This is a genomic window from Nocardiopsis sediminis (assembly GCF_042650565.1).
Taxonomy (GTDB): Bacteria; Actinomycetota; Actinomycetes; order Streptosporangiales; family Streptosporangiaceae; genus Nocardiopsis_B; species Nocardiopsis_B sediminis.
Map to the genome: position 1 here is coordinate 23,691 of NZ_JBHSBH010000013.1, position 11,055 is coordinate 34,745.

Annotated in this window: 16 protein-coding genes; 8 read left to right on the plus strand and 8 right to left on the minus strand. The window is 72.5% G+C overall.

Going from position 1 to position 11,055, the window contains the following annotated elements; genetic code table 11:
* Positions 1-73 precede the first annotated feature (73 nt).
* The 4 genes from ACFOVU_RS20225 to ACFOVU_RS20240 form a co-directional block, all read right to left on the minus strand.
* Positions 74-307 carry a FitA-like ribbon-helix-helix domain-containing protein gene (locus tag ACFOVU_RS20225; protein ID WP_378535972.1) on the minus strand — a complete coding sequence of 78 codons (234 nt, stop codon included), beginning with the start codon at positions 305-307 and terminating at the stop codon, positions 74-76.
* The gene (locus ACFOVU_RS20230) at positions 198-524 is read right to left on the minus strand and encodes a type II toxin-antitoxin system VapB family antitoxin (RefSeq protein WP_378535974.1); all 327 of its coding nucleotides are present in this window, start codon (positions 522-524) and stop codon (positions 198-200) included. Before ACFOVU_RS20230 ends, ACFOVU_RS20225 begins: the two co-directional genes overlap by 110 nt.
* 123 nt (positions 525-647) lie before the next feature.
* Positions 648-1,532 (minus strand): NAD(P)H-binding protein, encoded by an 885-nt coding sequence (locus tag ACFOVU_RS20235; RefSeq protein ID WP_378535976.1) that lies wholly within the window; start codon positions 1,530-1,532, stop codon positions 648-650.
* 58 nt (positions 1,533-1,590) lie between these two features.
* Entirely contained in the window at positions 1,591-2,442 is an 852-nt protein-coding gene (locus tag ACFOVU_RS20240; protein WP_378535978.1) for an NAD(P)H-binding protein, read from the minus strand.
* Between the two features lie 142 nt (positions 2,443-2,584).
* On the opposite strand from ACFOVU_RS20240, the gene ACFOVU_RS20245 reads away from it, so the two are divergent.
* A complete protein-coding gene (locus ACFOVU_RS20245) occupies positions 2,585-2,944 on the plus strand; it encodes a transposase (RefSeq protein ID WP_378535980.1) in 360 nt (119 codons plus the stop codon).
* Positions 2,945-3,415: 471 nt separating this feature from the next.
* On the opposite strand, the gene ACFOVU_RS20250 is transcribed toward ACFOVU_RS20245, so the two are convergent.
* Positions 3,416-3,868: a Clp protease N-terminal domain-containing protein gene (locus tag ACFOVU_RS20250; RefSeq protein ID WP_378535982.1), complete on the minus strand. Its 453-nt coding sequence runs from the start codon at positions 3,866-3,868 to the stop codon at positions 3,416-3,418.
* A 206-nt stretch (positions 3,869-4,074) separates the two neighbouring features.
* Entirely contained in the window at positions 4,075-4,770 is a 696-nt protein-coding gene (locus ACFOVU_RS20255) for a class I SAM-dependent methyltransferase (protein ID WP_378535984.1), read from the minus strand.
* 152 nt (positions 4,771-4,922) lie between these two features.
* On the opposite strand from ACFOVU_RS20255, the gene ACFOVU_RS20260 reads away from it, so the two are divergent.
* From ACFOVU_RS20260 to ACFOVU_RS20280, 5 genes are all read left to right on the plus strand, one after another.
* Positions 4,923-5,729: an SDR family NAD(P)-dependent oxidoreductase gene (locus ACFOVU_RS20260; RefSeq protein WP_378535986.1), complete on the plus strand. Its 807-nt coding sequence runs from the start codon at positions 4,923-4,925 to the stop codon at positions 5,727-5,729.
* Positions 5,730-5,853: 124 nt separating this feature from the next.
* Positions 5,854-6,117, plus strand: a complete 264-nt coding sequence (locus tag ACFOVU_RS20265; RefSeq protein WP_449289739.1) for a phosphoribosyl-ATP diphosphatase — start codon at positions 5,854-5,856, stop codon at positions 6,115-6,117.
* A gap of 81 nt (positions 6,118-6,198) precedes the next feature.
* Entirely contained in the window at positions 6,199-7,053 is an 855-nt protein-coding gene (gene hisG / locus ACFOVU_RS20270; protein WP_378535990.1) for an ATP phosphoribosyltransferase, read from the plus strand.
* A gap of 22 nt (positions 7,054-7,075) precedes the next feature.
* On the plus strand, positions 7,076-7,774 hold the full coding sequence (locus ACFOVU_RS20275) for a spermidine synthase (protein WP_378535991.1): 699 nt from the start codon (positions 7,076-7,078) through the stop codon (positions 7,772-7,774).
* A 126-nt stretch (positions 7,775-7,900) separates the two neighbouring features.
* The gene (locus ACFOVU_RS20280; RefSeq protein WP_378535993.1) at positions 7,901-8,722 is read left to right on the plus strand and encodes an SDR family NAD(P)-dependent oxidoreductase; all 822 of its coding nucleotides are present in this window, start codon (positions 7,901-7,903) and stop codon (positions 8,720-8,722) included.
* 102 nt (positions 8,723-8,824) lie between these two features.
* Here ACFOVU_RS20280 and trxA read toward each other — a convergent pair whose 3' ends face one another.
* Entirely contained in the window at positions 8,825-9,208 is a 384-nt protein-coding gene (trxA, locus tag ACFOVU_RS20285; protein WP_378535996.1) for a thioredoxin, read from the minus strand.
* Between the two features lie 207 nt (positions 9,209-9,415).
* On the opposite strand from trxA, the gene ACFOVU_RS20290 reads away from it, so the two are divergent.
* Positions 9,416-9,793, plus strand: coding sequence for a YidH family protein (locus ACFOVU_RS20290; RefSeq protein WP_378535998.1), 378 nt, complete (start codon positions 9,416-9,418; stop codon positions 9,791-9,793).
* Entirely contained in the window at positions 9,790-10,149 is a 360-nt protein-coding gene (locus ACFOVU_RS20295; RefSeq protein WP_378536000.1) for a DUF202 domain-containing protein, read from the plus strand. The genes ACFOVU_RS20290 and ACFOVU_RS20295 overlap by 4 nt, the downstream gene beginning before the upstream one ends.
* Before the next feature lie 53 nt (positions 10,150-10,202).
* Here the strand turns inward: ACFOVU_RS20295 and ACFOVU_RS20300 are convergent.
* A partial coding sequence (locus ACFOVU_RS20300; protein WP_378536002.1) for an NAD-dependent epimerase/dehydratase family protein occupies positions 10,203-11,055 on the minus strand: 853 nt, incomplete at its 5' end.

Consider the following 11,055-nt stretch of genomic DNA (forward strand, 5'->3'; position numbering starts at 1 on the left):
CGGCGGCGGAGCAGACCGTCGTCGCGGCGGGCTGCCGGCAACCGGACGACGATCGAGCAGTCGACGACGTGGCTCATCGGCGACGATCGGCCATGAATTCCCGCAGATCCTCCGCGGTGTAGTCGATCGGCTCGTCTTCGGCGAGTTGATCCATGACCTCTTCGAGTTCTGGGAGGGACGCCTCCTCCAGGATCAACTCACGCAGGTAGGCGGTCAGGGACTGCCCCTTGCGCGAGGCCCGTGCCTTGAGGGTTTCCACCGCCTCGGCGGGCACGTCGCGCACCTGGACGATCGTCGTCTCGCTCATGGAACGAGGATGGCATGCAGACTGCATGCTTATCGCCGATCCCCTCCCCCGACCCCGATGCGGGGTCGGCGAAGGGTTCCAGAGCGGCGATGCGCCGGTGCCGCGCCACGTATTCCCGCAAGGCCGTGTTCACGGCCTCCTCTTGCGACCTGGCCCCCGAGAGGTGCATGGCATCGGACAGGAGCTCGGGGTCGACGTCGATCCAAGTCAGGCTCATTCCCCATCCCTTTCTTCGTAGCGAAGAAACGAGATGGGGGTCATCACCACATGGTGTTCGGTCCCGATCGCCGACGCCCCTGGGCTCCCCGTCGACCGAGGTGCGGAAGCCCAGGGGCCGGCCTCAGCGGAAATCGTTCGTGTGGTCCAGCGCCCACTGGGTGAAGGTGCGGGGTGGGCGGCCGGTGAGCTGCTCGTAGGTGGTGGTCGGGGCGATGACGCCGGGGCCGTTGGACGATGCGGCCTGGAGGTCCAGGATCCAGTCGATCACCTCGTGGTCCATGCCGTTGGCGGGGTCATACCACTCCTTCCGGGCCTGGTCCGGGGGGATCTCCTCGTAGGTCGCCGCGCGGCCGGTGGCCCGGCCGATCGCGTCGACCTGCTCGGCCTGGGTGACCTTGGCGGGGCCGGTGAGGGCGTGGGCGGCGCCGATGTGGTCGTCGGTCAGCAGGGCGGCGACCGCCACCTCGGCGACGTCGGCCTCGTGGACGAGCGGCTCCCCCGCGCCGGCGTAGGGGCCGCGCACCGGTTCACCCGCGCGGATCGGGGCCGCCCAGCCCAGGGCGCCCACCGCCAGCAGCCCCATCCGCACGTGGGTCCACTCGGCCCCAGACGCCTCGGCCAGGCGTTCGACGGCGCGGTGCTCCTCGCGCTTCAGAGCGAGGTGCCTCCGCAGCGGACTCAGACCGGTGTCATCCGGGTCGTCGTCGTCCGGGAACCCGGCCGCGATGGCCGAGTGCACCACGAACCGGCCGACGCCGGCTGAACGGGCGCGGTCGACGAACGCGGCCGTTGCGCCCGAGAACAGGTAGACCCGCTCGACCCCCTCCAGCGCCGCGCCGAACGTCGCCGGGTCCGCGAAGTCCGCGCGCACCGCCTCGACGCCGCGCGGTAGTGCCTCGGCCCCGCGGCTGTGGGTCATCGCCCGGACGCGCTGCCCCGCCCCCACCAGCCCGCGGACCACGTGCCGCCCGACATTGCCGCTCGCGCCGGTCACCAGAATCGTCATGCCGTCCCTCCGCTCGTCCTGTGCTTCCGCCGTCGTCTCCGCATCGGTGGCCGCCCGCTCAGGTGAGGTCCGCCGCGTGGTCCGCCGCCCACTGGGCGAGCGTGCGTCCGGGCCTGCCGAGTACTTGCTCGGTGGCCGGCGAGACCGCCGGCGGCTCCTCGGCGTATTCGGCCTGGTAGCCCAGCACGTATTCGGCGATGTCCGCCGGGAACCCCGCGGCGATGCAGGCGGCGCGGGCCTGGCCGTAGGTCTGGGCCTCGAAGCGCAGCGGGCGCCCGAGGCCCTCGGCGACGGCGGCGGCCTGCTCCCGGTGGGTGAGGCGCTGGGGGCCGGTCAGGGTGTAGGCCCGCCCGGCGTGGCCGTCCTCCAGCAGCGCGGCGACCGCGACCTCGGCGATGTCGGCCTCGTGGACCGGCACGCCGGTGCCCGCCGGGAAGGCGTTGCGGACCACGCCCTCGGCGCGGATCGACGCGCCCCAGAGGTCCAGCTTGTTGACCATGAACTCACCGGGGCGCACGTGGGTCCAGTCGAGTCCTGACGCCTCCACCACCTGCTCCAGCTCCCGGAGGAGTTCGTGGCTGCCCGGACGCCGGACGGTGACGGCGCCGGTGCTCAGGACCGAGATCCGGTGCACCCCCGCCTTCACGGCGAGGTCGAGGAACACCTCGGCGTGGGCGACCGCCTGGTCGGCGTCGGCCATCGCGGGCAGGTAGTGGACGCCCTCGATGCCGTCGAGGGCACCGGAGAGTTCATGGGGGCGGGTGAGGTCGCCGGCGACGACGTCCACGGGGGCGGGGAGCCCGGCCGTGCCCGGGTTGCGGGTCAGCGCCCGCACGGGACGGCCGGCCTCGACGAGGCGGTCGATGACGATGCGGCCGACGGTTCCGGTCGCTCCGGTCACCAGGAACATGTGTGTCCTCCATTGCCGTTCGGGCTTTCCGGGGCCGCGGTCGGCCCCGGAGCGAGCAGAAGGTAGCCCAGGTCAGCGGGGGTGTGCACATGAGCGGATGTCTCGTTTGGCGGGTATTCGACGGGCTGGGATGATCGCCGTCATGGACGGTCTCGCGCGCAGGCTGGTCCCCGATGAGCTCTGGGACCTCGCGGATCCGCTGCTGCCCGGTCCGGCGCGGCGCCCGCAGGGCGGCGGGCGGTCGACGGCCGACCGGCGCGCCGTGCTGACCGCCGTCGTCTACGTGGTGACCAGCGGGTCCGCGTGGCAGATGCTGCCGCCGTACTTCGGGGTGGCGATACCCACGGCACACCGCTGGTTCCTCCGCTGGAGCCGGGCCGGGGTGTGGCGCAAGCTCCACGACGCGGTCCTGGCCGGCCCGCATGACCCGGCGCTGGCGGAATGGACGCGCGCGATCCTCGACGGAGCGGCCTCCCGCGAAACCGGCTACACGCCGGGGTGAGCCGCGTCACGGCGAGCCGACGAGTGAGTGGAGGCGGCGCCGCCCCTGGCCGCAGGCCCGACTTGCGGGGCCGTTGGAACGGAGCGAGGAGGTGAGCGTGACCCAGAAACACCGTCACGGCGAGCCGACGAGTGAGTGGAGGCGGCGCCACCCCTGGCCGCAGGCCCGACTTGCGGGGCCGTTGGAACGGAGCGAGGAGGTGAGCGTGACCCAGAAACGCAGCCCGGCACCGCGGCGTGGCCGGCCCCGTCGGTCCGCTATCGGATCCGGCCCGGTCACGGGGGCGGATCGTCGCCCCCGTGACCGATCATCGAACGAAAACGTGTCCTGGAGCAGGATCAGTCCACCGATTCGGAATCCGGTCGGACCCGGTGGAAAGTCACCAAAGGAGACAGTGGGTTCGCGAAAAATGGGTGTATTCGTTCGCGTCTTCTCCTGGTGTCGCGCTCGTCTCGCCCGAAGGGTTCGGCGTCAGGGTTCCAGCAGGTCGCGGGTTGTGGTGCGGAGGGCACCGATGTCCACTCCGGCGTCGGCGAGGATGCGGGACGCCCCGGCGCCGGGGGTCGCCAGGATCCCCAGCAGCACGTGCCCACTGTGGATCGTCCGCTGATCGGCGGTGCGTGCCGCGCGCAGGGACAGCCGCAGCGCCTTCTTGGCCGGCCTGCTGAACGGGATGTGCGCGCTGATGCGGGCGCGCCGGCGCGCGGGGGCGGCGGAGAGAACGGACGTGCGGCCGACCGCTTCCCGCAGCGCCGGTGCGGCCAGCCCGTGCTCGCGCAGTGACCGGGCGCCGGAGCCGCCCGGCTCGGCGTACAGGCCCAGCAGCAGGTGCTCGGTGCCGATGACCCGGTGTCCCGCTTCGCGCGCCTCCGTCTGGGCGTTGACGACGGCCCGGCGGGCGTCTTCGCTGAATCGCTCGAACATGGGGATCCTCCTCCAAGGGGTCGTTCTGACCACTCTGACATCGTCAACTTTTGTTGACCCGACAGTCGTCAATCTAAATTGACTCCGTCGTGTCTGTCAACTTTTATTGACGACCATGCCCGGGCCCCATGACAACGGCCCCGCTGCACAGGGCATGCGGGGCCGTGGCGACCCTTCGGCGGTCGCGGCCGGAGGACGGGCGGGGGTCAGGAGTCCAGCGGCTTGCGCAGGTGGTGGATCCACGCCGGCGGGAGGTTCGGCAGGATGCGCTCGGTGCCGATCCCGTAGCGGTTGACCCACTCCTCCACCACCCAGCTCGACTGGGCCTGGCGGAGGTAGTCGGCGCGCGGGGCGATGACGGCCTTCACCTGCTTGGTGTAGAGGTAGCCGAAGAACGACAGGTGCCCCCCGGGACGCAGGACGCTGAAGTAGTACTCGAGGATCTCGCGCACCTCACCCGCCGTGAAGTTCGCGAAGGGCAGCCCCGAGATGATGACGTCGTAGCGCTTGTCCGGGCCGAGGTCGTTGACCAGGCACTGGTGGACCCGTGCGCGGTCGCCCAGCGCGGACAGGTGGGGGTCGCTGACGAGCAGGCCGCGCAGGTAGTCGGCGAAGTCGGGGTTGGACTCCACGAGGTCGACGGTGTCGCCGTCGCGCATGTGCTCGGCGATCGCGCGCGACACCGGGCCGGTGCCGGCGCCGGCCTCCATGATCGCGAGGGGCGCGTCGGGGTCCTCGCGCTCATCGATGAATCTGGCCAGCGAGTGTGCCAGGGCGGGGCCGCTGGGGGCAACCGCGCCGGTGGCGCGGAACGTACGGAAGGCCTGGCGGACGAACAGCGCGACGTCGCGCATTCGCGTGTCCAGGCCTGCGGGATCGGAAGGGCTCTGTGTCGCTGCCATGCTAGGAAAGGTAGCTGTTTTCGGCGTAAGCTGCCGGTTAGGTGGGTCACTTCGCCCGCGAAGATCGCGCCTGGTGCGCCGTCGGCGCCCGTGCGCGTGTCGTCCCGTTGGACCCTGGGCCCTGAGCTGACCGGCCGGTAGCATCCCACACCATGAGCGGTTCGCGACACACACGGACGGCACTGGTGACCGGGGCGTCGAGCGGGATAGGTGCCGAATACGCCCGCAGGCTGGCCGAACTCGGGTTCGGCCTCGTGCTGGTCGCCCGCCGCACCGAGCTCATCGACGACCTCGGCCTCGAGCTGCGCCAGAACCACGGCGTCCCCGTGAGCGTGCTGCCGGCCGACCTATCCGAGCCCGCCGATCTGGAACGCGTCGAGGAGCGCCTGCGCGCCGACGGTGACGACGAGCCGCCCGTCGACCTCCTCGTCAACAACGCCGGGCGCGGCGACGGAGGGCCCTTCACGCGGCAGGACCCCGACGGCATCGACGCGCTGCTCGACGTCAACGTCCGCGCGGTGGTGCGGCTGGCGCACGCGGTGCTCCCGGTGCAGATCGCGCGGCGCGAGCGCGGGCTCAAGGGCCCGCTGGGGGTCATCAACGTCTCGTCGGTCGTCGGCCGCTTCACCGTGAACCCCGGCGGGTCGGTCTACGCGGCGAGCAAGGCGTTCGTCACGCTGTGGAGCGAGAGCGTGGCCGTGGAGGTCGCCCCCCACGGGGTGCACGTGACCGTGGTGCTCCCCGGCTACGTGCGCACCGACATGTCCCGCGGCGCCCAGGAGGGCGGGGTGCCCGACTTCGCGTTCATCCCCAAGGACCAGGTGGTGCGCGAATCGCTGCGCGCCTGGGCCGCGGGGCGCACCATCGTCGTGCCGAGCGCCCAGTACAAGGCCGCCGAGGGCCTGCTCCGCACCCTTCCCAGGAGCCTGTTCAAGGCGGTCGCGCGCCGCTTCTCCTGACCCCGTGGCGGGCGCGACGGCGGGCGGCGCACCCCCGCCGACCTCCGTGTGTTCACCGGCCGGGTCCCGACCGGGACCGATGTGCGCCTACCCTAGGAGGGCACGCTTCCCGAGGAAAGTGATCATGAAGACCTTCGAAGAGCTGTTCGCCGAGCTGTCCGAGAAGGCGCGCTCCCGCCCCGAGGGCTCGGGGACGGTCGCTGCCCTCGACGCCGGCGTGCATTCCATCGGCAAGAAGGTCGTCGAAGAGGCCGCCGAGGTGTGGATGGCCGCCGAGTACGAGTCCGACGCCGCCGCGGCCGAGGAGATCTCCCAGCTCCTCTACCACCTCCAGGTCCTCATGCTGGCGCGCGGACTGCGCCTGGAGGACGTCTACAAGCATCTGTAGGTCGATCCGGGCCGCCCGACCCGAGATCGGCCGCGCCACCGACCGCACAGACCGCTTGCAGACCACCAGGGGGACACTCCCATGCCCGACCAGCTCCGTATCGCCGTGCCCAACAAGGGCCAGCTCGCCGAACCCGCGAGCGCCATGCTGCGCGAGGCCGGCTACCGCCAGCGCAAGGACTCCCGCGACCTCGTCCTCGTCGACCCCGAGAACGCGACCGAGTTCTTCTTCCTGCGCCCCAAGGACATCGCCGTCTACGTCGGCGAGGGCATCCTGCACGCCGGCATCACCGGCCGCGACATGCTCCTCGACTCCGGAGCGCCGGTCGAGGAGGTGCTGCCGCTGGGGTTCGGCGGCTCCACCTTCCGCTTCGCCGCGCGCGGCGGGTCGAGCATGAAGCTCGACGACCTCCAGGGCAAGCGCATCGCGACCTCCTTCGAGGGGCTGCTGGAGGGCTACCTGCGCGAGCGCGGCATCGACGCGCGCGTCATCCACCTCGACGGCGCCGTCGAGAGCTCCATCCAGCTCGGTGTCGCCGACGCCGTCGCCGATGTCGTCTCGACCGGCACCACTCTGCGCAACGCCGGGCTGGAGCTGTTCGGCGACCCCATCCTCACCTCCGAGGCCGTGGTCATCCGCCGCAAGGGCTTCGAGGACGACCCGCAGGTGGAGCGGCTGCTGCGCCGCCTGCGCGGCGTCCTGGTCGCGCGCGACTACGTGATGATGGACTACGACGTCCACTCCGACACCCTCGAAGCGGCGGTGGCGCTCACGCCGGGCATGGAGGGGCCGACCGTCTCCCCGCTGCGCCGCGAGGGCTGGGTGGCCGTGCGCGCGATGGTGCCGCGCGCGTCGGCGCAGCGGATCATGGACGATCTCTGGAACGTCGGAGCGCGTGCCATCCTGGTGACCGACATCTACGCCTGCCGCATCTGAGGAACCGACCGCCGGAGGCCCCATGACCCCCGTCCCGCCCGCGCCCGTGGTCGTCGACCGCGCGCTCGGCGCGACGGGCGGGGAGCTGGTGCTGCGCAGGGCCGGCGACGCCTACGAGATCATCTCCAACGGCGTGTTCCTCATGGACACCCGCGACGGCACGTCGGAGCGGGAGATGGTGCGCGCGTCGCTGGCCGCCCTGCCCGCGGAGCGGAACGGGGTGCGGGTGCTGATCGGCGGGCTGGGCGTCGGGTTCTCCGCGCGTGCGGCCCTCGATGACCCGCGCGTGGACCACGTGCGGGTCATCGAGCTGGAGCAGCTCGTCATCGACTGGCACCGCGGCGGTCCGCTCGCCGAGGCCGCCGGCGACCTGGCCGCCGATTCCCGCTACGAGCCGGTCTGCGCCGACCTCGCGGGCTGGCTGGCCGGTGCCGCGGCGCCGGGCGGTCCCCGGTTCGACGCGGTCTGCCTGGACACCGACAACGGGCCCGACTGGACCGTGGTCGAGGGCAACCGGCGGCTCTACGAGCCCGCCGCCCTGGACCTCCTCGACGGGATCCTGCGCCCAGGCGGGGTGATCGCCTTCTGGAGCGCCATGCGCGCGCCCGCGTTCGCCGCGCTGCTGGAGCGGCGGTTCGGGGCGGTCGGCACGGTGGAGATCCCCGTGCGGCGGGGCGAGCCCGACATCGTCTACCTGGTGCGCGGCACCGGGGGCGGGTGAGGGGTCCCGCCGCGGGAACGGCCGTCTCCCCTTGGGGCCGCGCACCCCCTGGTGCCGACCGAACGCATGCTTGATAATGCGCACAACGGACCACAGATGTCGGCGCGACCACCATGGGAGCCGCGGATGGACGTGCCCGAGAACCCCGCCCCCGATGAGCCCGCCACACCCGCCACCGGCCCGCTTGGCCGCCGCTACGAGGGGCGCGTCGCCGTGCTCACCGGGGCGGCATCGGGCATCGGCCGGGCGACCGCTCTGCGCCTGTCGGCCGAGGGGGCGCGGCTGTTCCTCGTGGACCGGGCCGAGGACGGGCTCGCGCAGACCACGGACCTGCTCCGGGAGCGCAACGGCCCCGGCGGGCCCGAGGCGCGCTCCGCCGTGGCCGATGTCAGCGACGAGGACGCGGTGCGCTCGGCGGTCGCCGAGGCCGCGGCCCGGTTCGGCCGCATCGACCTGGTGGCCACGGTCGCCGGCTTCCACCGTGTCGTGCCGCTGGCCGAGCTGACCGCGGAGGCCTGGCGCCGCCAGCTGGACGTCAACGCGCTGGGCACGATGCTCTTCTGCCGCGAGGCCATGCCGCACCTGATCGAGAGCAGGGGCGCGGTGGTCACGACCGCCTCCACGGCCGCGACCCACGCCCACCCGTGGATGACCGCCTACGCAGCCTCCAAGGGCGCGGTCCTGGCGTTCACGCTGAGCCTGGCCGCCGAGGTGGCCCGGCACGGGGTGCGCGTGGTGGCGATCTCGCCCGGCGGGGTCGACACCCCGCTGGTGCGCTCCGTGCGCTTCCCCGACGGGGTCGACGCGTCCTTCTATGGGCGGATCATGCCGCTGGTGGGGTTCGGCGAGGCCGAGCAGATCGCCGCCGCCATCGCGTTCGCCGGCTCGGCCGACGCCGGCTACCTCACGGGGGTCGAGGTCCGGGTGGACGGCGGCTCGCACAACTGAGCCGCCCGGAGGAGGTCCCGGGCGGCGCCCCGTCGGGCGGAACGACAAAGGGGGGCGCGCCCGCGGCGCGCCCCCCTCTTCAGGCCCTGTGGGCCGCCGCGGTCACCCTTCGGCGCCGGGCTCCTCGGCCTGCTGCTTCTCGATCTCCTTGCGGACTTCGTCCATGTCCAGCTCGCGGGCCTGGCGGATCAGGTCCTCCAGCCCCTCCTTGGGGAGCGCGCCCGGCTGGGCGTAGATCACGGTCTTGTCCCGCACGACCATGAGCGTGGGGATCGACCGGATGTCGAAGCTCGCGGCCAGCTCCTGCTCGCTTTCGGTGTCGACCTTGGCGAAGGTGAGGTCCCCGTGCTCCTCCGACGCGCCCTCGAACACCGGGGCGAACGTCCGGCACGGGCCGCACCATGAAGCCCAGAAGTCGATCAGGACGAAGTCGTTCTCGGCCAGGGTTTCGTTGAAGTTGTCCTTGGTGAGCTCGATGGTGGCCACGGAGATCTCCTGGGTCGCTGATCGGTGACGTGCTGAATGGTAGAGCGGTCATGCCCGCTGATTTGTTCCGCACGCACCGATCTGCCCGTGACCGGGCCGATGATTCCCGACAAAACACCCACTTCATATCGACTTGGGAGGAAAAGGCGATCGTGCTTAGTGTCGGTAGAGAGCGGACACCGGCCGCTCGGTCGGAAGGGGACGGCGATGGCTTCGGGGGAGGGGCGCCCGCCCGATGACGATGGCGGCGCAGGCGGCGGCAGCGAGCCCGACTACCGCTTCACGCTGGCCAATGAGCGCACCTTCCTGGCCTGGATCCGAACCGCCCTCGCCCTGATCGCCGGCGCCGTCGCGGTCCTGCACCTGATCCCCCTGGACTGGCGGCCCGGCGTGCGGCTGACCGTGGGGCTGGCCCTGACGGCGCTGGCCGCCGTCATCACCGTCTACGCCCCGCTGCGCTGGCTGCGGGTGCAGCGGGCCATGCGCCACGGCCTGCCGCTGCCCGTGAGCGCGCTGCCCGTGGTCACCACCGTGGGCGTGGCCGTCGTGTGCGCGGCGGTCCTGCTCGGGAACTACTGGCCATGAGCGCGCGCCCCGACCCCGGGCTGCAACCCGAACGTACCCTGCTCGCCTGGCAGCGGACGCTCATCGGGGTCACCGCGGTCGGCCTGCTGTACCTGCGCGACCCCCTCGGCCCCTGGGCGGTGCCGACCGCGCCCGACCCGATGTACCGGCTGGCGGCCGTCCTGGCGCTGGTGGGCGTGGCCGGCATCGTGATGGCGCACCTGCGCCGGCGCTGGCGGGCCACGGGGCACGGCCGCCACGGTGACGACCGGGGCCGCCCCGTGGCCCCGGTGGCCCGGCCCTGGGCGCTGGTCCTGCTCAGCCTGGGCACTGCCGGGCTCGCCGCCGCCGTGGCGGTGGGCGCGCTGCTGACGTGAGCGGGGCGCGCGGCAGAGGCGGGCCGGGCGGCGCCCTCCCCGCTCGCCGGCGCTCAGGCCAGTGCCACGCGCGGCCCGGCCGACGCCGCCCGCTGGTGTTCGACGACGGAGGCGATGATGTCGTCGAGCCCGTGCCGCGGCTCGTAGCCGATCAGCTCGCGGGCCAGCGCGGTGTCGGGCATCCGGCGCTGCATGTCCTCGTAGCCCTCGCCGTAGGCGTCGGCGTAGGAGACGTAGCGGATCGGGCTGGGGGAGCCGGTCAGGGCGATCACGCGCTCGGCCAGTCCCGTGATCGACACCTCCTCCGGCCCGCCCAGGTTGACGGCCCTGTTGTGGGCGGCCGGGGTGTCCAGCAGCCGGACCATGGCCGGGACGACGTCGGCGACCGAGCCGAAGCAGCGTCTCTGCGTCCCGTCCCCGTGGACGGTGATGGGCTCTCCGGCCAGGGCCTGCGCCACGAAGCGCGGCACCACCATCCCGTAGCGGCCGGTCTGGCGCGGCCCCACGATGTTGAAGAACCGGGTGATCACGCACGGCAGCCCGGTCTGGCGGCCGTGCACGTAGGCGACCAGCTCGTCCAGCCCTTTGGCGGCGGCGTAGGACCAGCGGCTCTTCAGCGGCGAGCCGAGGATGCGGTCGGCGTCCTCCGCCAGGCCGGCGGCGTCGTTCTTGCCGTAGACCTCGCTGGTGGAGGCGACGAGGAACCGGGCGCCTCGGGCGGCGGCCGCCTCGACCACGATCTCGGTGCCGTGGAGGTTGGTGCGCAGCGATTGCAGCGGCTTGTCCACAATGGTGTGGACGCCCACCGCCGCGGCGAGGTGGAACACGGTGTCGCACTCGGCGATCACGTCGGCCACCAGGGGCGCGTCCAGGACCGACCCGGTGACCAGCTCGAAAGCGCTGTCT

Excerpts from the sequence above, each read along its gene's own strand:
- ACFOVU_RS20225 (WP_378535972.1), bottom strand. The coding sequence starts at position 307 with ATGAGCGAGACGACGATCGTCCAGGTGCGCGACGTGCCCGCCGAGGCG.
- ACFOVU_RS20230 (WP_378535974.1), bottom strand. The coding sequence starts at position 524 with ATGAGCCTGACTTGGATCGACGTCGACCCCGAGCTCCTGTCCGATGCC.
- ACFOVU_RS20235 (WP_378535976.1), bottom strand. The coding sequence starts at position 1,532 with ATGACGATTCTGGTGACCGGCGCGAGCGGCAATGTCGGGCGGCACGTG.
- ACFOVU_RS20240 (WP_378535978.1), bottom strand. The coding sequence starts at position 2,442 with ATGTTCCTGGTGACCGGAGCGACCGGAACCGTCGGCCGCATCGTCATC.
- ACFOVU_RS20245 (WP_378535980.1), top strand. The coding sequence starts at position 2,585 with ATGGACGGTCTCGCGCGCAGGCTGGTCCCCGATGAGCTCTGGGACCTC.
- ACFOVU_RS20250 (WP_378535982.1), bottom strand. The coding sequence starts at position 3,868 with ATGTTCGAGCGATTCAGCGAAGACGCCCGCCGGGCCGTCGTCAACGCC.
- ACFOVU_RS20255 (WP_378535984.1), bottom strand. The coding sequence starts at position 4,770 with ATGGCAGCGACACAGAGCCCTTCCGATCCCGCAGGCCTGGACACGCGA.
- ACFOVU_RS20260 (WP_378535986.1), top strand. The coding sequence starts at position 4,923 with ATGAGCGGTTCGCGACACACACGGACGGCACTGGTGACCGGGGCGTCG.
- ACFOVU_RS20265 (WP_449289739.1), top strand. The coding sequence starts at position 5,854 with ATGAAGACCTTCGAAGAGCTGTTCGCCGAGCTGTCCGAGAAGGCGCGC.
- hisG (WP_378535990.1), top strand. The coding sequence starts at position 6,199 with ATGCCCGACCAGCTCCGTATCGCCGTGCCCAACAAGGGCCAGCTCGCC.
- ACFOVU_RS20275 (WP_378535991.1), top strand. The coding sequence starts at position 7,076 with ATGACCCCCGTCCCGCCCGCGCCCGTGGTCGTCGACCGCGCGCTCGGC.
- ACFOVU_RS20280 (WP_378535993.1), top strand. The coding sequence starts at position 7,901 with ATGGACGTGCCCGAGAACCCCGCCCCCGATGAGCCCGCCACACCCGCC.
- ACFOVU_RS20290 (WP_378535998.1), top strand. The coding sequence starts at position 9,416 with ATGGCTTCGGGGGAGGGGCGCCCGCCCGATGACGATGGCGGCGCAGGC.
- ACFOVU_RS20295 (WP_378536000.1), top strand. The coding sequence starts at position 9,790 with ATGAGCGCGCGCCCCGACCCCGGGCTGCAACCCGAACGTACCCTGCTC.